The 22864-nt window shown below is 64.0% G+C and carries 19 protein-coding genes; 15 read left to right on the forward strand and 4 right to left on the reverse strand.

Annotated elements, in window-relative coordinates; translation table 11 throughout:
* The 15 genes from PQR53_RS36015 to yacG form a co-directional block, all read left to right on the forward strand.
* On the forward strand, positions 1-878 hold an 878-nt coding region (locus PQR53_RS36015; RefSeq protein WP_408464947.1), incomplete at its 5' end, for a pentapeptide repeat-containing protein.
* Positions 879-880: 2 nt separating this feature from the next.
* Positions 881-1549 (forward strand): DUF3540 domain-containing protein, encoded by a 669-nt coding sequence (locus PQR53_RS36020; RefSeq protein ID WP_408464949.1) that lies wholly within the window; start codon positions 881-883, stop codon positions 1547-1549.
* A gap of 9 nt (positions 1550-1558) precedes the next feature.
* Positions 1559-1948 (forward strand): DUF4150 domain-containing protein, encoded by a 390-nt coding sequence (locus tag PQR53_RS36025; protein WP_179734520.1) that lies wholly within the window; start codon positions 1559-1561, stop codon positions 1946-1948.
* A 21-nt stretch (positions 1949-1969) separates the two neighbouring features.
* On the forward strand, positions 1970-2506 hold the full coding sequence (gene tssJ, locus PQR53_RS36030; protein ID WP_408464952.1) for a type VI secretion system lipoprotein TssJ: 537 nt from the start codon (positions 1970-1972) through the stop codon (positions 2504-2506).
* Complete coding sequence (gene tssK / locus PQR53_RS36035) at positions 2503-3870, forward strand: type VI secretion system baseplate subunit TssK (RefSeq protein WP_408464954.1); 1368 nt, start codon at positions 2503-2505, stop codon at positions 3868-3870. Before tssJ ends, tssK begins: the two co-directional genes overlap by 4 nt.
* A gap of 31 nt (positions 3871-3901) precedes the next feature.
* Positions 3902-5266, forward strand: a complete 1365-nt coding sequence (tssL, locus tag PQR53_RS36040) for a type VI secretion system protein TssL, long form (RefSeq protein WP_408464956.1) — start codon at positions 3902-3904, stop codon at positions 5264-5266.
* Positions 5263-8859, forward strand: a complete 3597-nt coding sequence (gene tssM, locus PQR53_RS36045) for a type VI secretion system membrane subunit TssM (RefSeq protein ID WP_408464958.1) — start codon at positions 5263-5265, stop codon at positions 8857-8859. The genes tssL and tssM overlap by 4 nt, the downstream gene beginning before the upstream one ends.
* A 27-nt stretch (positions 8860-8886) precedes the next feature.
* A complete protein-coding gene (locus PQR53_RS36050) occupies positions 8887-10017 on the forward strand; it encodes an FHA domain-containing protein (protein ID WP_408464960.1) in 1131 nt (376 codons plus the stop codon).
* A gap of 95 nt (positions 10018-10112) precedes the next feature.
* The gene (locus PQR53_RS36055) at positions 10113-11411 is read left to right on the forward strand and encodes an HlyC/CorC family transporter (RefSeq protein WP_408464962.1); all 1299 of its coding nucleotides are present in this window, start codon (positions 10113-10115) and stop codon (positions 11409-11411) included.
* A 175-nt stretch (positions 11412-11586) separates the two neighbouring features.
* Positions 11587-12894, forward strand: coding sequence for a GspE/PulE family protein (locus PQR53_RS36060; RefSeq protein WP_408464964.1), 1308 nt, complete (start codon positions 11587-11589; stop codon positions 12892-12894).
* The gene (locus PQR53_RS36065; protein ID WP_408464966.1) at positions 12891-14120 is read left to right on the forward strand and encodes a type II secretion system F family protein; all 1230 of its coding nucleotides are present in this window, start codon (positions 12891-12893) and stop codon (positions 14118-14120) included. Before PQR53_RS36060 ends, PQR53_RS36065 begins: the two co-directional genes overlap by 4 nt.
* Before the next feature lie 28 nt (positions 14121-14148).
* Complete coding sequence (locus tag PQR53_RS36070) at positions 14149-15090, forward strand: prepilin peptidase (RefSeq protein WP_408464968.1); 942 nt, start codon at positions 14149-14151, stop codon at positions 15088-15090.
* A gap of 3 nt (positions 15091-15093) precedes the next feature.
* The gene (coaE, locus tag PQR53_RS36075) at positions 15094-15696 is read left to right on the forward strand and encodes a dephospho-CoA kinase (RefSeq protein WP_408464970.1); all 603 of its coding nucleotides are present in this window, start codon (positions 15094-15096) and stop codon (positions 15694-15696) included.
* Positions 15697-15921: 225 nt separating this feature from the next.
* The gene (gene zapD, locus PQR53_RS36080) at positions 15922-16677 is read left to right on the forward strand and encodes a cell division protein ZapD (RefSeq protein ID WP_091798841.1); all 756 of its coding nucleotides are present in this window, start codon (positions 15922-15924) and stop codon (positions 16675-16677) included.
* A gap of 146 nt (positions 16678-16823) precedes the next feature.
* Positions 16824-17021 (forward strand): DNA gyrase inhibitor YacG, encoded by a 198-nt coding sequence (gene yacG / locus PQR53_RS36085; protein WP_323046636.1) that lies wholly within the window; start codon positions 16824-16826, stop codon positions 17019-17021.
* A 117-nt stretch (positions 17022-17138) separates the two neighbouring features.
* Here yacG and mutT read toward each other — a convergent pair whose 3' ends face one another.
* From mutT to secA, 4 genes are all read right to left on the reverse strand, one after another.
* Positions 17139-17561: an 8-oxo-dGTP diphosphatase MutT gene (mutT, locus tag PQR53_RS36090; RefSeq protein WP_408464972.1), complete on the reverse strand. Its 423-nt coding sequence runs from the start codon at positions 17559-17561 to the stop codon at positions 17139-17141.
* Complete coding sequence (locus PQR53_RS36095; protein ID WP_179734548.1) at positions 17558-18427, reverse strand: ATP-binding protein; 870 nt, start codon at positions 18425-18427, stop codon at positions 17558-17560. The genes mutT and PQR53_RS36095 overlap by 4 nt, the downstream gene beginning before the upstream one ends.
* 54 nt (positions 18428-18481) lie before the next feature.
* Positions 18482-19723, reverse strand: a complete 1242-nt coding sequence (gene argJ, locus PQR53_RS36100; protein WP_408464975.1) for a bifunctional glutamate N-acetyltransferase/amino-acid acetyltransferase ArgJ — start codon at positions 19721-19723, stop codon at positions 18482-18484.
* Between the two features lie 150 nt (positions 19724-19873).
* Entirely contained in the window at positions 19874-22693 is a 2820-nt protein-coding gene (gene secA / locus PQR53_RS36105; protein WP_408464976.1) for a preprotein translocase subunit SecA, read from the reverse strand.
* Positions 22694-22864: the final 171 nt, after the last annotated feature.

Below are 22864 nucleotides of genomic sequence, written 5' to 3' on the forward strand. Positions count from 1 at the left end.
TGAAAAGTGTCTTCATCAACGGAGCGCTGACCGGCACGGATCTGTCCGGCAGTCTGCTCGACGACTGCCGTCTGAGCGGAACGCGCGCGAGCGGTAGCCGTTTCAGCGCGATGCGTGCCGCGCGCTTCGCGTTCCTGCATACCGAGCTCGATGCATGCCGGTTCGACGGTGCGCAAATCGATCAGGGCTTCTTTGACGAAACGCCTTTGCGTGGCGCCGACTTCTCCGCAGCGCATCTGCAACGGTGCTTCTTCTATCGGCTCGATCTGCGTAACGTCGGCTTCGCACGCACGGAATTCGACCGCGTCGTGTTCACGGAATCGGACCTTAGCGGGCAACGTCTGAACGGCCAGACGTTCGTCCGCTGCCAGTTCATCGCCACCGATCTGAGTCGAACCGACTTCACGTCGGCCAATCTGTCCCACTGCAATTTTCAGGGCGCGCGACTCGATCACGCGGTGCTGGAGCATGTGCACGCGCCGTCGGCCATTTTCTTCGGTGCGACCGTCGGTCATGCACGTTGCGCTCATGCGCAGCTGGAGAACAGCATCTGGGTCGAGGCGCGCGCCCAGCACACCGATTTCTCGGACGCGGATTTGCGCGGGGCCGTATTTCAACGCGCGGATGCGGCGCACGCGCGGTTCGTGCGAACTCGCCTGAACGCGGCTGATTTTTCACAGGCACAACTCGCCGGCGCGGACTTTCACGAAGCCGCGTTCGCACGCACTTCTTTCCACGGCGCGCAAGGTGCCGAACCGGCAACTTCTCCGGGCCGCCCGGGCGTGATCGGTGCTGAGCCGGCCCTGCTCGCCGCGCAGGAATGGTCGAGACACCGGGACGTACGCCGCCGGCACACATTCATCAAGGAGCAGCCCTAGCCATGACAACGACCACAGCGCAACGGCGCGTGCTGGAGCCTGACACAGGCGTCGAACGTGTCGAGCGCACCGAACACCCGCACAACAGCATCGGCACGGTGATCGCCGTCCTGCACGACGACGTCTTTCTGGTCACCGGCGACGACGGCGCACTGCTCACCTGCAAGCGCGCGTTCAGTTGCCTGATCCCCCCGGCGATCCGCGACCGGGTGGCAGTCTGCGGCAGCGGCCCGCGGCACGGCTACGTGGCGGCGATACTCGAACGGGCCGCCGGCAGCGAGACATGCATCCGCGTGGAAGGCGACCTGCGCATCGACGCGTCCGGCGACGTGCGCGTCAGCGCGGCGCGCGAAATCGCGCTAGCGGGCGAGCGCCTTGCCGTCGTCACGCACGACGCGGAGTTCACAGCCACGAAGAGCACGCTCGTCTGCGATGAACTGGAAGGACGCATCGGCCTCGTGCGTCTGCTCGGCAAAACGATCGAAGCGGTGGTCGAGCGCATCGTGCAAATCAGTAAGACCAGCTTCCGCTCGATCGACACCATCGACCATCTGCGCGCCGCGCATATCGACTACGCCGCATCGGAAAGCGTGCGGCTGCACGGCAAGAACACCCTGCTGAGTGCCGAGCATCTGTCGAAGCTCGACGCCGAACAGATTCACCTGGGATAGGACTAGACGATGGTGATGGTCAACTCGAGCGCCGGGGGCGCCAACGACGCCGTATGCGTCAATCTGACGCCGCCCGTCGGTATCCCGGTTGCTTACGACAACAATGCACAGCGGCCCCAGGCCATTCCGAATGTCAGCAACATCCTGATCGCCGCCGCACCCGCGCACAACCTGGCAACGATCATTCCCGTCACGAGTGGCGATGCCCCGGGCTCGATGGGCGGCGTCATCTCGGGCACCGTATGCGCGAGTTCGCGCAACATCAACGGCGCCAACACGGTATTGCTGCACGGCATGCCGACCACCCGTATGACCGACCCCACGCAGCAGAACGCGACCAACGCAATCGGCACCGGCACATCGCCGAGCCAGACGCACATTCTGAATCTGGCGGGCTAAGCCTCACATGATCGCATCTCGATGAAGCGCCTACAGCTACGCCTACGCCTTCGCTTACGCCTTTTGCTCGCCCTGAGCGCGGCCTGTCTGGCCGGCGCATGCGCATCGCCGCAGAGGCCAGACGCGCGCGCTTATGACCTCTATCTCGAAGCCGCCGCCAACGTGAATCCCGACGGCCACGGCCGGCCTGCGCCGATTCTGATCGGCCTCTACGCGCTGAAATCGACGGCGGTATTCGAAGCAAGCGATTTCCCGTCCTTGCAGGACCGCGCTAAAGCGGCCCTCTCCGACGACCTCGTCTCGTTCGAACAAATCATCCTGCTGCCGGGCGAGCACAAGCTGATCCAGCGAAGCGCCGAGCCCGGCATGCGGGCGCTCGGCGTCGTCGCGGGCTATCGGGAGCTCGACCGTCACACCTGGAAAGCCACCTACGGACTCCCCGCCGACGGCGCGGGCAACGTGTTTTCATTCTGGCCGTCCACTCACGAGCGGCTTGCCGTGCAAGTGAAGCTCAGCGGCGGCCTGATCGTTAGAACCATGGATTGGGCACACCGATGAACGACCACCATTCGCCACTCAAAAGCGGCAGCACCGCCCGCAGCAAAGTTGTCTGGTCAGAAGGCATGTTTCTGCGGCCGCAACATTTCCAGCAACTCGAACGTTATGTCGAAGCCTATGTGCAGCAGCGTTGCCTGGCCTCGCATGCCGCGTTCTGGGGTTTCCAGAGCGTCGAGATCGATCACGACGCGCTGGCGCTCGGCAAAGTGGCGCTCGCGAGCGCGCAAGGCGTGTTGCCCGACGGCACGCCGTTTCTGCTGACCGAGCCCGACGAATTGCCGGCGCCGCTCGACATCCCGGCCGACGCCAAAGATCTCACGGTGCTGCTCGCTCTGCCGCGCAGGCGAGCCGGCGCCGACGACACGATCTTCGAAGAGCAAGCCGGCTCGCTCGCGCGCCACGCCGTCTATTCGCGCGACATCGCCGATAGCAATGCGGTTGCGTTGGGGCCCGCGGCGCTGCAACTGGCCCGGCCGCGGATGCGGCTCATGCCCGCCGCCGAACTTGGCAGCCAATGGCATGGCATCGGTTTGCTGCGCGTGCTGGAGCGCCGCAGCGATCGCCAGCTGATGCTCGACAAGCACTACATTCCGCCGATGCTGAGTGTGGATCAACATCCGGTGCTCGCCCAATACCTGCGCGAATTGCACGGGCTGCTCGAACAGCGCAGCGAGGCGCTCGCGCAGCGCCAGTCGAAGCCGGGGCGCGGCGGCGTGGCCGAGGTTTCGGAGTTCCTGCTGCTCGCGCTGATCAACCGGGCGCAGGCCGACACGTGGCACGCGCTGCACATGCCCCATCTGCATCCGGAGCGGTTGTTCCAGCAGTGGCTGCGCCTGGCGTTCGAGTTGTCCACTTACACGGCCGAGGAGCGCCGGCCGGCGCTTTACCCCAGCTACCAGCACGACGATTTACAAGGCAGTTTCGGGCCCTTGATGTCCGAATTGCGCCGCGCACTGTCGACCGTTCTCGAACAGAACGCCATCGCACTCGAACTGCAGGAGCGCGCCCACCGCGTCTGGGTGGCGCAGATCCCGAGCGCCGAGCTTCTGCACCATGCCGGCTTCGTGCTCGCAGTGCATGCGGATCTGCCGGCGGAAACCGTGCGCACGAGGTATCCGGCGCAAGTGAAGATCGGTCCGGTCGAACGGCTCGCGGAACTGGTGCACCTGCAGTTGCCGGGCATCGCCATGCGCAGCCTGCCGGTCGCGCCGCGACAGATCCCGTATCACGCGGGCTATCACTATTTCGAACTCGATGCCGGCGGTGAACTCTGGAAGCAACTCGAACAGTCCGGCGGCCTCGCGCTGCACGTGGCCGGCGACCTGCCGGGCCTGACGATGGAATGCTGGGCCATTCGCGGCTGATCTCATGGATGCAAAAGAAAGGCGAATAAACATGTCATCCATCGCAGCAGCGCCTGCGCAGCGCACAGGATCTACGCAGTCATCGCCGGCGGCCGGGGCGGGACCGGCGTCGCGGCCTGAGTCGCGGCTTGAGTCGCGGCTTGAGTCACCGCTTGAGTCACCGCTTGAGTCACGATTCGAGACGCCGTTCGCGCCCTCCGTCGCGCCACCCTCGGCCTATGCGTCCAATCCACTCGTCGCCGCCGCGCTGCCGCTGTTCGACGCGCTTGCGCAGATCCGTCTCAATGCGACGGTGACACCAGAGCGTCTGCGCGCATTCCTCGTCGCGGAAATCCGGCGTTTTCAGACGCGCGCACAGCAGGCGGCCGTGTCGATCGAAACGATCGTCGGCGCGCGCTATTGCCTGTGCACCGCGCTCGACGAAGCCGCCGCACTCGCGCCGGGGGGCGGCAGCGGCGCATGGTCCGCGCACAGTCTGCTCGTCGCGTTTCATAACGAAACGTGGGGCGGCGAAAAGTTCTTCCACTTGCTCGCCCGTTTGTCGGCCCAGCCGCGCGAACATCGAGACCTCATCGAACTGCAGTTTTTCTGTCTCGCGCTGGGATTTCAAGGACGCTATCGCGTGATTCAGAACGGCGCCGCGCAACTCGAAACGCTGACGCGGCGCCTGCACAAGTTGCTGCATGAGACGGCAGCCGGCTACGCATTGCCGCTATCGCCGCACTGGTGCGCCGCCGACCGCACGCCGGCGCGCGCGCTCCGCCGCGGGATGCCGCTGTGGATGTGGCTGGCAGGCGCCGTCCTGCTCGGTGGCGCGAGCTTTATCGCGTTTCTGCTCGCCACCAATGCGTACGGTGATCGCACGTATGCGGCGATCAATGCGATCCGCCTGCCGGAAGTGACTTCGCAGCGCGCGCTCGACCCTGCGCCGCACCTCGCCGCGCTGCTCGACGCCGACGTGCAAAGCGGCGCGCTCAGCGTGCGCGACGAAGGCGATCGCAGCGTCATCGCGTTGCGCGGCGACGGACTGTTCGGCTCCGGATCCGCTGTCGCCAGTGAGGCGGCGTTACCGGTGCTCGGCCATCTTGCGGCCACCCTCGATCGCGTGCCGGGAGACATCCTGATCACCGGACACACCGACAATCAGCCGATCCACGACCAGCGCTTCGCCTCGAATCTCGCGCTCTCGCTGGCCCGCGCTGAAGCCGTCAGGCAATGGCTGATCTCGGCCGGTCTCGATGCCAGCCGGACCGTAAAAGTCGCCGGACGCGGCGACCAGCAGCCGATCGACAGCAACGCGACGGCGGCCGGCCGCGCGCGCAACCGGCGCGTCGAGATCGTGGTGTATCCCGCCTCGTCCGCGCGCCAGGAGCTTGTGCCGAAGGCGGACCGATGAATAGCCTGAAACGCATTGCCGGATGGCTGGCGGCCCTGTTGCGCCAACTCGGCTGGGCAAGTTTGGTATGGGTTGCGCTTCTCATCTCGCTGATCTGGATCGCGGGCCCGATGCTGACGATCGGCGACACGCGGCCACTGGAACCAGAACGATCCCGCTATGCACTGATCGCTCTGGTGCTGCTCGCATGGACGTGGCGGCAGGCTCGGCGCATGCACGGGTCACGACTGCCGGAGCCGTTGCACCGCGCGCCTTCCGTATCGCGGACCAACCCGGCCGACCCCGCCGACGATGCCCAGCGTCAACGCCTCGACGACCTGCGCGCGCGCTTCGATCATGCGCGCTACGTGTTGCGACACGCCGCCGTCCCTGCCGGCCGGCTTGCCGCCTGGTTCGACAGACTCACCGGGCGCCACGTGTACCGGTTGCCGTGGTATCTGATCGTGGGCAGCGGCGGAGCCGGCAAAACGGCCGCGCTGCTCAATGGCGGGCTCGAACTGTCGATCGCCGAGCAGGCCGCGCGCGCCGCCAGCCGGCGCACGGAGCCGACTCACGCGTGCGATTGGTGGTTCAGCAATGATGCCGTTCTCGTCGATACGCCTGGCGCCTACCTCGATGCAGCCGGCGCCGCCAGCGCGCGCCACGCGGAATGGCGCGAACTGCTGGCGTTGCTCAAGCGCCATCGCTCACGCCAGCCACTCAATGGCGTCGTCCTCACCGTCGGCGTGGACACCTTGCTGACACTCGACGAAGCCGGGCGCGCGGCCTATGCAACGCGGCTGCGAAAGCCTTTGCAACTGATGCAGAGCACGTTCGGCATGCGTGTACCCGTCTATCTGTGCATCACCCGGATGGATCGCCTCGATGGTTTCCGCGCCTATTTTTCCGGACTGAATCGCGACGGCCGGGCGCAGGTGTGGGGCGCGGCATTGGAAGCCGGCGACAGCGCGTTGACCGAGACCTGCCGGCGCGCTTTTCAAACATTGCAGCAACGCCTGACCGATGGCTTGCGCGACGTGCTGATCGTCGAACCCGATCCGGTTAGCCGGGCGCGCGCCTTTCTGTTTCCGCAGCAATTCGCGAGCATCGAGGAGCCGTTGATCGACTTCTGCGCTGCGCTGTTTCGCCCTTCGCCGCTTGAAACCAATCTGCTGCCGCGCGGCGTCTATTTCACGAGTGCGCTGCAAGGCGCCCCGGGTATCGATCGCGTGCTGCCGGCGACCCGCCAGCAGATGGGCATCGCCGAGTCACTGCCCGCGGCCGCCGAGCCGCCGGGTCAGCACAGCTACTTTCTGAAGCAATGGCTGCGCGAGGCCGTATTCGCCGATGCGGGATTCGCGGGTTCAAGCCGCGGCTCGCAACGGCGGCGTTTCATCGTGCACACGATGGTCGCCGCAGTGCTCGGCATCGGGCTCATCGGGCTGCTGGCCGGCTGGGCGATCAGCTACGCGCACAATCGCGCCTACCTCGATGAAGTGTCCTTGCACGTCGGCGCGTTCAATCGGTTGTCGACGCAACCGGTCGCGCTGACAGCCGGCGACTTGCAGCCGTTATCGCCGTTGCTCGATACCCTGCGGGCGTTGCCGCGTAGCGAAAATCTCGACACCGACGCGCCGCCTGGATGGCGTTACGGTATGGGGCTTTACCAGGGCGCCAGGATCCACGAAGCAAGCGACGCGCTCTACCGCCGCGCACTCGACGAAAAACTGTTGCCGCAGGCCGCCGCACGTATCGAGCGCATGCTGGCCGAGGCACCGGCCGACGACGCCGACTATTCGTACGAAGCGCTCAAGGCGTATCTGATGCTTTACGACGCGTCCCGCTACGACGCCGGTTTTCTCACCGCGTGGCTGACCCTCGACAGCCGTGGCGCGTTGCCATCCGACCTGACGCAGGACGAGCGCGCGCGCCTGGAAGCGCATCTTGCGAACCTGTTCGCGTCGCGCGTCGTCAGATCGCCGTTCGCGTTCAACACGCCACTCGTGGACGCAGTGCGCGCGAGGCTCGCGCACGAATCGCCCGCACAACGTGCCAACCACCAGCTCAGTCGCGAACTGCTGCGCACGATGCGCAACGAGCCCATCACGGTGGCCGGCGCCGGTGGCCCGCAAGCGGCACTCGTATTGACACGCCGAAGCGGCAAGCCGTTGACCGACGGCATAGCGAGCCTCTATACGTATCACGGCTATTGGGATGGTTTCGAACCACGCGTCGCCGCAGCGACTGCCCGCTTGCAAAGCGAAGACCCGTGGGTGCTCGGCGTCCAGCCGGCGCCCGCGACCGACAACGCGCGCCTCGCGCTGGAAATCCGTCGCACGTTCCTGAACGACTACATCCAGGCGTGGGACGCCTACCTGAACGATCTAGGCATCGTGGATAGCCAATCGCTTGCACAAAGCATGCAGATAGCGCGCACCTTGTCCGCGCCCGATTCGCCGCTCAAACAATTCCTGCAAGCCGCCGCCGACGAAACAACCTTGTTGCGTGCCCGCAGCGGCAACGAACAGCCCGCGCCGGGCGCACTGCAAAAACGCATTGGCGAAGCGAAAGAATCGCTGAGCGCGATGTTCGGCCACGCTTCGCCTGACCTGTCACCGCCGATCGCGAACGACCACCCGGAGGGCATCGTCGATAGTCATTTCGAGTCCTTGCGGCGTCTAGTGGCAACCGGTGGTGCCGGCGCGGCCGGCGCCACCCCGCTGGAAGGCAATCTGCGTGTGCTCGACGAACTGTATAGCTATCTCACCGCCGCGGATGCCGCCTTGGCAAGCGGCAGTCCGCCGCCGCAAACCGACGTCTTCAATAAGTTACAAGCCGACGCGGGACGTCTGCCGGCGCCGCTGAGAAAGATTGTCGGCGACCTCTCGCAGGTGAGCGCGGTGCAGGTTAGCGGAGGTGCACGGCGCAACGTCGCACAGGATGCGCAAGGCAGCCTCGGCCCACTGTGCCGGCAGGCCATCGCCGGGCGCTACCCGTTTGCACGCGGCTCGAACCGTGATGTCGCGCTGGACGATTTCACGCGGTTGTTTGCCTCAGGCGGACTGATGGACAATTTTTTCCAGAAGAATCTGGCGTCGCAGGTCGACGTCCGCGATGGCCGCTGGGCGTTTCGGCGCGACGCCAGCGGCAAGGTGATCGCGGACAGCCATCTGCTCGGCACTTTCCAGAACGCGGAAACGATTCGCAATGTCTTCTTTGCCGCCGGCGCGGCGACACCGTCGCTACAGATCGAACTGACACCGCTTGAACTCGACCCAGGCATCACGCAATACGCGCTGAGTATCGACGGGCAGACGATGCGCTATGCGCACGGGCCGCCACTCCCAATGGCAGTGAAATGGCCGGGCGAGCGGGGCGCCGGTCTCGTCAGCCTGCAAATCAGCACGCAAAACGGTTCTGACGGCGTGCAGACCCAAGGTGCGTGGGCCCTCTATCGGCTCTTCGACAAGGCGCGCATCACGCCAGGCGCCGCGCCCGAAAGCTTTATCGCCACCTTTGATTTCAGCGGCCGAAAACTGGCGCTTCGCGTGAGCGCGAGCAGTAGTTCCAACCCGTTCCAGCTACCTCAAATGAAAGCGTTCTCGTGTCCATGAGAATCGCTAGCTGCAGGAAACATGACGATGCTCCAGCCCTCTCTTAAACTCACCATTCTCGCTAGCCACGGTAAAGCGCTTGCCAGCGGCGCCTGCGCAAGCTTCGATGCCCAGGGCGGCAACATCGGCCGCGCTGCCGACAGCACGCTCAGGCTGCCTGACGACGACACCGTCGCCGGGCACCACGCCGTCATACGCGCGCAATACGGCGCATGGTGCCTGTTTAATATCGGCGGGCATGCAGCGCTGACGGTGAATGGCAAGCCGATCGCCGCGGGTGAGGAGATCCGTTTGCAGCCCGGCGATATCGTCACGATTGGCAGTTATGTCTTGCAGGCAACCGAGACGTTGCCGCCGACATGGGACTTTCAGATGGGCCGGCGACCCGGCGCCATCCCACAGGATTCGAACTTGCCGCGGCCAGTCGATGCAGCCGAATCGGCCAGCTTTGCAACGCCGCCCATGGAACCCCTGGTATTCGGGCGCCTTGACGGCCAGTCTCCTAGCGAGCCGCCGTCCGCCGAGCTGGACGGGCTGCTCGACACGCCTGCCGACCCGCTTGCGCTGTTTGGCGCGCCACGCCAGGGTTGGAACAACTCCACCGAAGCGAATTCATCAGACTTGTTCGCGAACCTGATGGGCGGCCGGGCCGCTAGCAGCTTTGACGCCGCACCAACAGACGGACTGCACGGTTTCGCGCTGCGGGACGACGCGCCGGAACACAGCGCGCCACTGCGGCTCAGGATTGCCAACGCGCAAACGCCTGGGGCACCGGACAGTGCGCCTGCCACGATTGCAACCGCCATGACTTCCGCGCACCCTGCGTCTGGCGAATTCACGTCGGCGACTGAACGCGCCACCAAAGTCGCTGTTCCTCAATACGGTGAACATTCGCAAGTGAAAGCGGCGCTTCGCCACGGTGGGCTCATCAGGCTCTCCTGCGCCAACACGCCAGTGGGCCTGAACGACGGCGCACCGCAAGAACCCCAGGAGCCTCAACCGGGCAGCCGCGACGCCACCACGTCGGCATTGCTCGCGCTCAGCGAGGCGTTTCTCGACGGCGCGGGCGTCCACCCCGACACACACCTCGAAGCGGGCCTCACGCCTGAGTTGATGCGCGCCCTCGGCGCGATCGCGCGCGCGTTGAGGGAACGATAGCGGCGCCGCTGCCACGCCCCGGGCCGCCCGGCCAGGCGGCTCGCCCAGCCCGCTCTGCTATATTCTCTCCATCCCGTCCCTATCCTTCACTACGCGTGGAACAACTTCCCTTATGGGCGCAGATCTGCGCCGTCTTTCTGCTACTCATCTGCTCCAGTTTCTTTTCGATTTCCGAAACGGCGATGATGGCGATCAATCGCCATCGCCTGAAACATCTTGCCAACCAGAATGCGCTCGGCGCGAAGACCACCCAGGGTCTTCTGGCGCACACCGACCAGCTGTTGAGCGTGGTCCTGATCGGCAACAATCTGTTCAACACGATCATTCCGGTGCTGACCACCTCGATCGCACTCCATACGTTTGGCCGCAATAACCTCGTACTGTCCATCGCGACCGGCATCGTCGCGTTTCTAATCATCGTATTCGCGGAAATCACGCCGAAGATCGTCGGTGCCACGTTCCCGGAGAAGATCGCGCTGCCGGCCAGCCTGCTGATCGCACCCATGATGCGTGTCGGCAGGCCGCTCGTCTGGTTCGTCAATCTGTTCGCGAACACGATCTTGCGTGTGCTGCATATCAATACCAAAGGCGCGCACGATCAGCGGCTCTCCACCGAAGAGCTGCGCACCATCGTGCTCGAATCGGGCAGCTTCATGCCGACCAAGCACCGCAGCATTCTGTTGAACCTGTTCGACCTCGAGAACATCTCCGTCGACGACGTGATGATCCCGCGCCGCCGCATCGAAGCGCTCGACTTCGACGCGCCGTTCGAACAGATCCTGCATCAGCTGGAAACCTGTTACCACAACAAGCTGATCGTCTATCAGGGCGACATCGACCGGGTGCTCGGCGTGCTGCACGTACGCAAGACACTGGCAGCCCTGCACAACCAGGAACTGGAGCGCGAAACGCTGCGCGAGTTGCTGGCCGAACCGTATTTCGTGCCGACCGGCACACCCGTATTCCAGCAACTGCAGTATTTCCAGGAGAGCCGTCACCGCACGGCGCTGGTGGTCAACGAATACGGCGAGTTGCAAGGACTCGTCACGCCGGAAGACATCATCGAGGAACTGATCGGCGAATTCACCACGACGATTCCGCGCAGCGCGAATTCTCGTGGCGGCTGGAACGAGAACGGCGAATGCATCGTCGCGGGCAGCATGCCGCTGCGCGAACTGAACCGCTGGCTGCTTCTCACACTGCCAACGGACGGGCCGAAAACGCTCAACGGCTTGATTCTCGAAATACTCGAAGACATTCCTGACGGCGACGTGTGCGTGCAGATCGGCGAGCTGAAGCTGGAAGTGATGCGCAGCGACGACCAGGCGATTCGCACGGTCAAGCTGTTCAGACCGCCAGTGCGAGCGAAGGCAGCTAAGGCGTTGCGCAGATAAGGTGCGCAGTGGCTGAAGCTGTTGAAACCCTTCAAGCGATCGAAGCCCTCAAGAGCCACAGCTTCGCATACCGGCGCGGTGCACGCCATTAGCCGATTGGCTGAATGGCGGTGCCGGCGGCCTTGCCGGATGATGATGTCGTCGTGTTCTCCAGGCGGCTCATCACCGGTCTCTCATGCAAGGTTCATTTCAACCCCCGGCGTCGCTGCGGCCCGTCGCCTTCGATAGCGAAAGCCCAGCCAAACCAAAGCACAACGCTTTTGCTGCCGAGGCCAGCGCCCGTACCCACCTCAATTCGAGTCTCGCCGATTCGGACAACGCACCTGCCGTACGCCTCCTGACTGACACCTTGCAGGAGGCAACCCGCCGCAATGCGTCGGACCTGCACGTCGAACCAGAGGAGCATGGTTGGCGCGTGCGTTTGCGCATCGACGGCGTACTGCATGAAATCCCGCGGCCTCCCGCGCATCTGCGCGACGCGTTCATCACGCGCGTAAAAGTGCTGGCGCGCATGGATATCGCCGAGCGGCGCGTGCCGCAGGACGGCCGGCTGCGTCTTGCCACGTCGCCCGGCCGTGTCGAAGACTATCGTGTCAACTCGTTGCCTACCCTGTTCGGCGAAAAGCTGGTGTTGCGCAGGCTCGACGCGCTGCCCAGCGATCTTTCGCTCGACTCACTCGGTCTCGATCCACAGCAACGTCAGGCAGTCGATGCCGCGATTCGCGCGCCACACGGTCTGGTACTCGTCACCGGGCCCACCGGCAGCGGCAAGACGCTGTCGCTGTACTGCTTCCTGCACATGCTCAACGACGAGGCGCGCAATCTGTGCTCGGTGGAAGATCCGGCGGAAATTCAATTGGCGGGGGTCAATCAGGTGAGTGTCCGCGAAAAGGCCGGCCTGACGTTCGCGGTGGCGCTGCGGGCGTTTCTCCGTCAGGACCCCGACGTGATCATGGTTGGCGAAATCCGCGACGACGAAACCGCCGATGTTGCCGTGAAGGCCGCGCAGACCGGCCACCTCGTCCTGTCGACCTTGCACACGAATGACGCGCCTGCTGCCGTCGCGCGCCTGATCGACATCGGCGTGGAGCCATACAACCTGGCCGCCGCGCTCAGGATGGTGACGGCACAACGGCTCGTGCGGCGGCTTTGCGTAGCGTGCCGCGCAGCCGCGCCCCAATCCGCTGCGGCGCTGCGGGCAGCGGGGTTCGCTGACGATCAGCTCGACGGCTGGCAACCCTACGGTGCCGTCGGTTGCGTGGCTTGCCACGGCATCGGCTATCGCGGCCGCGTCGGGGTTCACCAGGTGATGCCTGTCTCCGACGCGATGCGTGAGTTGATCGTGGCTCGCGCAGGCAGCCATGAGCTGGCCCGGCTCGCGCAAACCGAACAGGTTGCCACCTTGCGTGACGCGGCCCTGGCGCGTGTGCGCGATGGCACCACGAGCCTTGCAGAGGCGCTGGCCGCCACCGAGGTCGCATGAGCGCCGTGACGACTTCCCCACCGCCAGTGGCCGAGATGCGTTTCAAATGGCGCGGCGTCGATGCCGACGGCATGCGAAAAGCCGGCGCGCTCATCGCCCCGGACGTCAGCGCCGCGCGAGCCATGCTCAAACGCGAAAAGCTGTTCATTGTCGAACTCACGGCACGCGGGTCGGCGCCGCGCCCCCGAACCTGCAGCGCCGACGTCACTGTGTTCACCCGCCAGCTCGCCAGTCTGCTGCGCGCCGGCTTGCCGCTCGCGCCTTCGCTGGATCTGCTCGCGCAAGCGCAGAGTTCGCGCCGGCAAGGCATGCCGCGAATCGTCGGCGCGCTGGCACGGGACATCACCGGGGGTTTGCGCTTCTCCGCAGCGTTGCAGCGCCGTCCCGCGCAATTCAATGCGCTGTACTGTCAGTTGGTCGAGGTCGGCGAAGCAGCCGGCGCGCTGCCGGCCGTCCTCGCCCGCATCGCCGACGACCGCGAACGCGCGGCCGCGCAGCGTGCCAAGGTGCGCGCGGCACTGACCTACCCGGTCGCGATCCTGTTGCTGGCGATAGCAATTACCACGGCGCTGCTGATTTGGGTCGTGCCGACCTTCAAGCAGATCTTTGACGGCTTCGGCGCGAAACTGCCTGCGCCCACGCAGTTCGTGCTGGCTTTGTCGGCAGGCGCCGCGCGCTGGAGCATTCCTCTAGTCGTGACGATCTTCGCGGCATGCTCCGCTATGACGTTTCTCCTACGACGTTCCGAAGCAGCGCGTATCCGCTTCGCGCGCCTGTCGCTGACAATGCCGGTCGCCGGTCCGTTGCTGCGCACCTTGTGCGCGGCGCGCTGGAGCCGAGCGCTCGGCACCTTACTGTCGGCCGGCACACCCCTCGCGGATGCGTTCCAGTCACTGACTCACGCCACCGGCAACGCTTTCTTCGATCGCGCCACCGTGGAAATCGCCGCCCGACTGCGGCGCGGCGAGCGGCTCGCCGCGGCAATGCGTGCGGCACATTGCTTTCCACCAGAGGTCGTCCAGCCGGTTGCGGTTGCCGAGGAGTCCGGAGCGCTCGACACGATGCTGATCGACGTGGCCTCCCTCGCGGATCGTCAGGTAGATGACAAGATCGGCACGCTTTCGAGCTTGTGCGAGCCGCTGGTCATCATCGTGCTGGGTACGCTGGTCGGCGGCCTGGTGATCGCGATGTATCTTCCCATTATTCAACTCGGCAACGTGGTGTAGCATCGCAGCCGAATCCCACCCTTTATATATGCAGGCCACTATTCCGCTCGTGTCAGATACTTCTTCCAGCCTGTTTTCGGGCTTGCTGCCCGGCCACTTCGCAGGCGGCCTCGGCCTCGCATTCGGCAGCTTGCCCAGCGGCCTGCAGATTGCGTTTGCGATCGTATTCGGTCTCGTGATCGGCAGCTTCCTGAACGTGGTGGTGCATCGGGTGCCGATCATGCTGGAGCGCGCGTGGCGCGAGGAGGTCAGCGAGACCACCGAAGCACCGCTCGAAGGCGACGGCTTGCCCGCCCGCTACAACCTGTGGGTGCCGCGCAGCGCGTGCCCTCACTGCGGCCACGTGCTCAGCGCGTGGGAAAACCTGCCGGTGCTGAGCTATCTGCTATTGCGCGGGCGCTGCTCCGCATGCAAGGCACGCATAAGCCTGCGCTACCCGCTGGTTGAAATCGCCAGCGCCGCCTTCGCGGCCGGGGCGCTCGCGCTGTATGGGCCGACCGGCATGGCATGTGCCGCCTTCGGACTCTGCGCGGCACTGCTTGCGATGAGCGCGATCGACATCGACACCCATCTGCTCCCCGACTCCATGACGCTGCCGCTGCTGTGGGCGGGCTTGATTGTGAACTTCAACGGCATGTTCGCGAGTCTCCACGATGCCGTGCTGGGTGCGATCTTCGGCTATCTGGTGCTGTGGGCCGTGCACTGGCTGTTCCGGCTGGTGCGCGGTGTCGAGGGTATGGGTTACGGCGATTTCAAACTGCTGGCCGCGCTCGGCGCATGGCTCGGCTGGGAGGCCCTGCCGCAGATCGTGGTGATTGCGGCGGTCGCAGGCGCGGTAATCGGTCTCGTGGCAACGTGGCGCGGCCGCATGCGCTTCGAAGAGCCGCTGCCGTTCGGGCCGTTTCTCGCTGCGGGCGGTGCACTCACGCTATTTCTCGGCACACCGCTTTATCTGGCGTTGGGAGGCTGAACCATGTTTGCTGTGGGATTGACCGGCGGCATCGGCAGCGGCAAATCGACCGTCGCCGATCTGTTCGCCGCGCACGGCGTGCCCCTTGTCGATACGGACTTGATCGCGCATCGCATCACGGCGCCGCGCGGTGTCGCGATGCCGCAGATCGCCGCGGAGTTCGGCGACGCGTTCGTAGCCGCGGACGGTTCGCTCAACCGCGCCCGCATGCGCACGCTGGTGTTCAGCGACGACGGCGCGCGCAAACGGCTCGAAAGCATCACGCATCCGTTGATTCGCGCGGAGACTGAGCGCGAGTGGAATGAGGCGCAAGGGCCATATGTGATCGTGGTGGTACCGTTGCTGGTGGAATCGGGTAGCTGGAAGACCCGCGTGAATCGCGTGTTGACCGTCGATTGCAGCGTCGAGACGCAAATCTCGCGGGTGATGAGTCGCAATGGCTTCAGCCGTGAACAGGTGCTGGCAATCATCGCCCGCCAGGCGACGCGCGAAGCGCGCCTCGCCGCCGCCAACGACGTCATCGACAACGACAACGCGCCGCTCGGGGCGCTTAAGGCGCAGGTTGACGCGCAGCATCGCGTCTATCTGTCGTTAGCGGGTGTTTGAGAATGTGTGGACCATGTCACGTCTATCTGTCGCCATGCACACCGTGCCTTGTGCCCTATCCATTGAACTTTGCCGCGGCACCCGTGCCGAAGCACGCAGAATCCGCCCGAAACACGTGAAAAAAGTTGCGAAAGCGCGCTGAAAAAGTGCGTGATTGCTAGGGTAGTCTCACGGCATTAGAATGTTCTGCATTCCCGTCACCGACCACGCCCGAGGCGAGCCCGCTTGATCCTTTACGAGTATCCCTTCAACGAGCGAATCCGGACGCTATTGCGCCTCGAAGATCTGTTCGAGCGCTTCACGTTCTTTCTGACTCAGGAAGACGCGAGGGAACATCACGTCGCACTGACCACTCTGTTCGAAATCTCAGAGGTAGCGGGTCGCGCGGATCTGAAGTCCGATCTGATGAAGGAACTGGAGCGCCAACGGCAAACACTGGCGCCGTTCCGCGGCAATCCGGGCATCGAGCAGAACGCCCTGGAGGCGGTACTCGGGGAAATCGAGCAGACCCTCGCGGGGCTTTCGCAGATGCAGGGCAAGACCGGCCAGCATCTGGCTGATAACGAGTGGCTCGCCAGTATCCGCAGCCGCGCGATTATCCCGGGGGGCACCTGCAAGTTCGACTTGCCTTCATATTACGCATGGCAGCAGATCCATCCTGATCAGCGCCGCCAGGACATCGCCAAATGGGTCACGCCGCTGCTGCCGTTGCGCGACGCGGCAACAATCGTGTTGCGCCTCGCGCGCGAATCGGGTCAGGCCTCCAAGGTCATGGCAATGCAAGGCAGCTATCAGCAGATGCTATCAGGCCGTTCATACCAGTTGATGCAGGTACGGGTGGCACCTGAATTGCGGGTGATTCCCGAGGCGAGCGCTAACAAGTACATGCTGTGGGTTCGCTTCACGGTGCAGGACGGCGACTTACGTCCGCGCGCAGTGGATGTCGACGTTCCGTTCCAGCTCACGCTCTGCAGCCTGTAACTTGGGCTGTAGCGCCCGCATCGTAGAAACCAGGCTGTAACCGCCTGCATTTGCAAAACTGGATCGCCGGGTCACGCGCCTTTAAAGCGGCGAAGAATGCCCCTATATTCGTTACTTGTTCCGTTTCCGATTGACTGCCTGACCGTATGCCTACTGTCGTCAAATGCCCCACTTGCGGAAAGGACGTCCGCTGGACACCTGAAAGCCGCTTCCGCCCGTTCTGCTCCGAGCGCTGTAAGCAGATCGACCTCGGTGCCTGGGCCACTGAGAAGTACAAGATAGGCGGCACAGATGAAGAAGCGCCGTCGGATGAATCGCCTAGTGGGGATTACAACCCGCATTGAGCGCTGCAGGCTGTAGACACACGCAGTGGTGCGATTGGGTCGTGTGCTTGATCCGCGCTTCATTGCCGTGGTGCGGCGCTGCTCCCGCAGCGCCGCACACACCCCCGCACGATATTTCTAGTTCTTTTCCGCCGCGAGCCATTCCAGCACGGGAATCGTCGCCGGCAACAACGGCGAGACAACCGCCGGCAACGTCTGCCAGACAAATGCTTGACCTTCGCGGCCGTGCGGCTCGCCGGTCCACTCCGTCACCTTGCAAAAGAACAGCCGCACATAGGCGTGCGGGTAATCGTGTTCGAGCGTGTGCCAAAGATGGCTCGACTTGACCTCGATACCCAGTTCCTCGTGCAGCTCGCGGGCCAGCGCGGCCTCGACCGACTCGCCCGCCTCCAGCTTGCCGCCCGGAAACTCCCAATACCCTTCGTACGGCTTGCCTGCCGGGCGCTGCGCCAACAGGTATCGCCCGTCCGGCCGAATCAGCACGCCGACGGCTACCTCCGTGACCTTGCGGCCGTCGGCATTCGTCTGCGTATCGCTCATGCGGGGGTCTTCCGGCCGGACCAGTCGCGTGCAAATTGCCACGCGACGCGCCCTGAGCGCGAACCGCGTTCCAGCGCCCACACGAGCGCGTCGCCACGCGCTGCTTCGACTTCCGCATCGTCGCAGCCGAAATGCCGCAGCCAGTGGCCGATGATCGACAGGTAGTCGTCCTGCTTGAACGGATAGAAGCTGACCCACAGCCCGAAGCGCTCAGACAACGAGATCTTTTCTTCGACCAGTTCGCCCGGATGGATTTCGCCGTCGGACGTGTGCTTGTAGGTCTCGTTGTCGCTCATGTACTCGGGTAGCAGATGGCGGCGATTCGACGTTGCGTAGATCAGCACATTGTCCGATTGGGCAGCAATCGAGCCGTCCAGCGCAACCTTCAGCGCCTTGTAGCCCGACTCGCCGTCTTCGAACGAGAGGTCGTCGCAGAACACCACGAAGCGCTCCGGCCGCTGCGCGATCAGATCGACGATGTCGCCCAGGTCGTGCAAATCGTCTTTATCCACTTCGATCAGGCGCAAGCCGTCTTTCGCATAGGCATTCAGGCACGCCTTGATCAGCGACGACTTGCCCGTGCCGCGCGCACCCGTCAGCAGCACGTTGTTGGCCGGCTGTTTGTGCACGAACTGACGCGTATTCTGCTCGATCAACCCTTTCTGGCGATCGATGTTTTGCAGATCGTCGAGTGTGATCGACGAGATAGCGGGAACCGGTTGCAGATAGCCGCGCCCCTGGCGCTTGCGCCAGCGAAAGGCAACCGCCGCCGACCAGTCGATCTCCGGTGCAGCAGGCGGAAGCATGGCTTCGAGGCGGACGAGCACGGCTTCGGCCCGGGTCAGAAACTGTTCGAGTTTATCCATAGCAGTGAGGTAAGCGGCCAGAAAGCCGCGTCAAAACCCTAATGAGGAACCTGTTTACGAACGATAGTCGGCGTTGATGCTCACGTAGTCGTGCGACAGATCGCAAGTCCAGATCGTGGCTTGCGCATTGCCGCGGCCGAGTGCGACGCGAATGCCGATCTCGCTCTTTTTCATGACGCGCTGGCCGTCTTCCTCGCGGTAGGCCGGATTGCGGCCACCGGCGGTCGCGACCAGTACGTCGTCCAGATACAGATCGATCTTGCCGACGTCGAGATCGTCCACGCCGGCATAGCCGATGGCCGCGAGAATGCGGCCGAGATTCGGGTCCGATGCATAGAAGGCCGTCTTCACGAGCGGCGAGTGGCCGATCGCATACGCGATCTGGCGGCATTCGCCGACGCTCGAGCCGCCTTCGACATGCACGGTCATGAATTTGGTCGCGCCTTCGCCGTCGCGCACGATCAGTTGTGCGAGGGTCTGGGCGACGTCGGTCACCGCGTCGCGCAGCGCTGCATAAGCGGGCGAATCGGTGGACGTGATCGCCGGCAGACTCGATTTGCCCGAGGCGATCAGGATGAAGGAATCGTTGGTCGACGTATCGCCGTCGATCGTGATGCAGTTGAACGAGCGATCCGCCACGTGCTTGACCAGCGCGTCGAGCACCGGCTGCGCGACAGCGGCGTCGAACGCGAGGAAGCCGAGCATGGTCGCCATATTCGGCTTGATCATCCCCGCGCCCTTACTGATGCCGGTGAGCGTGACCGTGTGCCCTTCGATCGTGACCTGGCGCGAGACGGCTTTCGGCAACGTGTCCGTGGTCATGATCGCCTGAGCGGCGTCGTACCAGTTGGCTTCCTTGCGGTTCGCCAGCGCGGCCGGCAGACCCGCCTTCAGACGATCGACCGGCAGCGGTTCCAGAATCACGCCCGTCGAGAACGGCAGAACCTGTTCCGGCGTGATGTCCGCGAGACGCGCGAGTTCAGCGCAGGTTTCGCGCGCGGCGACGAGGCCCGGTTCGCCCGTGCCCGCGTTCGCGTTGCCGGTGTTGATCACCAGCGCACGAATCGGCGTGCCGCCCGCGCGCACGCGCGCCAGGTTTTCACGACACACCGTGACGGGTGCGGCGCAAAAACGGTTCTGCGTGAACACGCCGCCTACCGTGGCGCCAACGCCTACGGAAATGACCAGCACGTCCTTGCGGTTCGGCTTGCGGATATTCGCCTCCGCCCAGCCCAGCGTGACGCCGGCGACAGGGTGGAGTTGAGCGGGATCGATCGAGGGAAAATTGACAGCCATGGTCGCGACCTGTCGAAGAAAATGCCGGCGGACGCCGGCATTGAGGAAACGGAAACTGGTGGCTCGGGAGTATGCCGAACCACCGCGAAATCACCAGCAAAGCATCACGCAAAACGAAGCGGCGCGCTTAAAAGCGCGCCGCTTTCGGCATTACGCAATCTTCCCGTGGCACTGCTTGTACTTCTTGCCGCTACCGCACGGGCACGGATCGTTACGGCCGACTTTCGGCACGCTATCCGCGCTCACGTCCGACGCGACGGCATGCGACGAACCGTGGCTCATCGCATCGCCGATCATCGCGGCGGTGGCCACTTCCGCGGCGGCAGGCGCTGCCGCTGCTGCTGCCGCCGCTTCGGCGAACTCGGCGTGACGGAACTCGACGTTTTCGAGGTGGTTGCCCTGCTCTTCGTACTGCTCGGTAGCCTGTTCCAGCTGTTCCGGCGACTGGATCTGCACGTTCATCACCACACGGGTGACTTCGAGCTTCACAGCGTCGAGCATTGCGGCGAACAGTTCGAATGCCTCGCGCTTGTATTCCTGCTTCGGATTCTTCTGCGCGTAACCTCGCAGATGGATCCCCTGGCGCAGATGATCGAGCGCGGCCAGATGTTCGCGCCAGCTGCGGTCCAGTGTTTGCAGCATGATCGAACGTTCGAACGCGCTGAACGATTCGCGGCCGACCTGTTCGACCTTCGACTCATAGGCTTCGTCCGCAGCGGCTTCAACGGCTTCGAGAATTTCGTCCGAGCTGATCGAATTCGACTCGTTGATCATTTCCTGAATCGCGAGGTCGAGCTGCCATTCGTTGCGCAGCACTTCCTCGAGTTCGGGCACGTCCCACTGCTCTTCGATGCTGCCGGCCGGCACGAACGGGTGAACGATATCGGCGATCACGCCATGGCGCATCGCGCCGATGGTTTCGGTGATGTCGTTCGCTTCGAGCAATTCGTTGCGCTGCTGGTAGATCACCTTGCGCTGATCGTTCGACACGTCGTCGTATTCGAGCAATTGCTTGCGAACGTCGAAGTTGCGCGCTTCAACCTTGCGCTGTGCCGATTCGATCGAACGCGACACGATGCCCGCCTCGATCGCCTCGCCTTCCGGCATCTTCAGGCGGTCCATGATCGCGCGCACGCGATCGCCCGCGAAAATGCGCAGCAGCGGATCTTCCAGCGACAGATAGAAGCGCGACGAACCCGGGTCGCCCTGACGGCCGGCACGGCCGCGCAACTGGTTGTCGATCCGGCGCGATTCGTGACGCTCAGTGCCGATAATGTGCAGACCGCCCGCGGCCTTCACCTGATCGTGCAACGCTTGCCATTCGTCGTGCAGCTTCTGGATACGGCTTTGCTTCTCTGCGTCGGAAAGCGTTTCATCCTGTTCGAGGAACGACGCCTGCTTTTCCGCATTGCCGCCGAGCACGATGTCGGTACCGCGACCCGCCATGTTGGTCGCGATCGTGACACGCTTCGGACGGCCGGCTTCGGCGACGATCTCGGCTTCACGCGCGTGCTGCTTCGCGTTCAGCACTTCGTGCGGCAAACCGGCTTGCTTCAGCAGATGCGACAGCAGTTCCGAGTTTTCGATCGACGTGGTGCCGACCAGCACCGGCTGACCGCGCTCGTAGCAATCGCGGATGTCGCGGATCACCGCGTCATAGCGTTCCTTGGCGGTCTTGTAGATCTGATCCTGCTTGTCGATCCGCTTCGGCGGACGGTTGGTCGGGATCACGACCGTTTCGAGACCGTAGATCTCGTTGAATTCGTACGCTTCGGTATCGGCCGTGCCGGTCATGCCGGACAGCTTGGCGTACATGCGGAAATAGTTCTGGAACGTGATCGATGCAAGCGTCTGGTTCTCGCTCTGGATCTTGACGTGTTCCTTCGCCTCGACAGCCTGGTGCAAGCCATCCGACCAGCGGCGGCCCGACATCAGACGGCCGGTGAATTCGTCGACGATCACGACTTCGCCGTTCTGCACCACGTAATGCTGATCCTTGAAGAACAGCGTGTGCGCGCGCAGTGCGGCGTACACGTGGTGCATCAGCGTGATGTTCTGCGGCGCGTACAGGCTTTCGCCCTCGCCGATCAGGCCCCATTCGGCGAGCAGGCGTTCGGCCTTTTCGTGGCCCGATTCCGTCAGGAAGACCTGGCGGCCTTTCTCGTCCAGCGTATAGTCGCCCGGCTTTTCGACCCCGGTGCCATCCGCTTTCTCTTCGCCGATCTGGCGTTCGAGCAGCGGCGGCAGCGCATTCATGCGCACGTAGAGTTCGGTGTGATCTTCGGCCTGGCCGGAAATGATCAGCGGCGTACGGGCTTCGTCGATCAGAATCGAGTCGACCTCGTCGACCACCGCGAAATTCAGCGCTCGCTGCACGCGCGCGTCGGTCTCGTAGACCATGTTGTCGCGCAGGTAGTCGAAGCCGAATTCGTTGTTGGTGCCGTACGTGATGTCAGCGGCGTACGCTTCCTGCTTCGCGCCATGATCCATCTGCGACAGGTTGATGCCGACCGACAGACCCAGGAAATTGTACAGACGCGCCATCCATTCGGCGTCGCGCTGGGCCAGGTAGTCGTTGACCGTGACGACGTGCACACCGCGGCCCGACAACGCATTCAGGTACACCGGCAGCGTAGCGACGAGCGTTTTGCCTTCGCCGGTGCGCATTTCGCCGATCTTGCCGTAATGCAGGACCATGCCGCCGATCAGCTGTACGTCGAAGTGGCGCATTTTCAGCACGCGCTTGCTGGCCTCGCGGCACACCGCAAAGGCCTCCGGCAGGAGCTTGTCGAGCGCCTCGCCACTCGCGACACGCTGGCGGAATTCACCCGTTTTGGCGCGCAGTTGATCGTCCGTCAATTGCTCGATCTGCGGTTCGAGCGCATTGATCGCCGTGACGGTCTTTTGATATTGCTTGACTAGCCGCTGGTTGCGGCTGCCAAAAATTTTCTGTAGAAAACCGGTGGTCATCGGATCGGTGTCTGCGTCGCGGCTTCGGCTGGTTCGCGGCGTGCGGTTGATGCACGTGCGCTCCGGGGTCGGAAGGGCCTCGGCGGCTTAGTCCAAGAGTGAATTCGAATCGGGCATTTTAGCACGCGCCCCCGCCCACGCCTGTGTCAGCAACGAGACGGCGGCACGGCA

The sequence above is a fragment of the Paraburkholderia fungorum genome, assembly GCF_046027605.1.
GTDB lineage: Bacteria > Pseudomonadota > Gammaproteobacteria > Burkholderiales > Burkholderiaceae > Paraburkholderia > Paraburkholderia fungorum_F.

Coding starts and splice junctions, on each gene's coding strand:
- PQR53_RS36070 (WP_408464968.1), top strand. CDS start 14,149: ATGCAGGCCACTATTCCGCTCGTGTCAGATACTTCTTCCAGCCTGTTT.
- tssL (WP_408464956.1), top strand. CDS start 3,902: ATGTCATCCATCGCAGCAGCGCCTGCGCAGCGCACAGGATCTACGCAG.
- PQR53_RS36025 (WP_179734520.1), top strand. CDS start 1,559: ATGGTGATGGTCAACTCGAGCGCCGGGGGCGCCAACGACGCCGTATGC.
- tssM (WP_408464958.1), top strand. CDS start 5,263: ATGAATAGCCTGAAACGCATTGCCGGATGGCTGGCGGCCCTGTTGCGC.
- coaE (WP_408464970.1), top strand. CDS start 15,094: ATGTTTGCTGTGGGATTGACCGGCGGCATCGGCAGCGGCAAATCGACC.
- secA (WP_408464976.1), bottom strand. CDS start 22,693: ATGACCACCGGTTTTCTACAGAAAATTTTTGGCAGCCGCAACCAGCGG.
- argJ (WP_408464975.1), bottom strand. CDS start 19,723: ATGGCTGTCAATTTTCCCTCGATCGATCCCGCTCAACTCCACCCTGTC.
- PQR53_RS36095 (WP_179734548.1), bottom strand. CDS start 18,427: ATGGATAAACTCGAACAGTTTCTGACCCGGGCCGAAGCCGTGCTCGTC.
- yacG (WP_323046636.1), top strand. CDS start 16,824: ATGCCTACTGTCGTCAAATGCCCCACTTGCGGAAAGGACGTCCGCTGG.
- PQR53_RS36020 (WP_408464949.1), top strand. CDS start 881: ATGACAACGACCACAGCGCAACGGCGCGTGCTGGAGCCTGACACAGGC.
- PQR53_RS36060 (WP_408464964.1), top strand. CDS start 11,587: ATGCAAGGTTCATTTCAACCCCCGGCGTCGCTGCGGCCCGTCGCCTTC.
- PQR53_RS36050 (WP_408464960.1), top strand. CDS start 8,887: ATGCTCCAGCCCTCTCTTAAACTCACCATTCTCGCTAGCCACGGTAAA.
- mutT (WP_408464972.1), bottom strand. CDS start 17,561: ATGAGCGATACGCAGACGAATGCCGACGGCCGCAAGGTCACGGAGGTA.
- PQR53_RS36065 (WP_408464966.1), top strand. CDS start 12,891: ATGAGCGCCGTGACGACTTCCCCACCGCCAGTGGCCGAGATGCGTTTC.
- tssK (WP_408464954.1), top strand. CDS start 2,503: ATGAACGACCACCATTCGCCACTCAAAAGCGGCAGCACCGCCCGCAGC.
- tssJ (WP_408464952.1), top strand. CDS start 1,970: ATGAAGCGCCTACAGCTACGCCTACGCCTTCGCTTACGCCTTTTGCTC.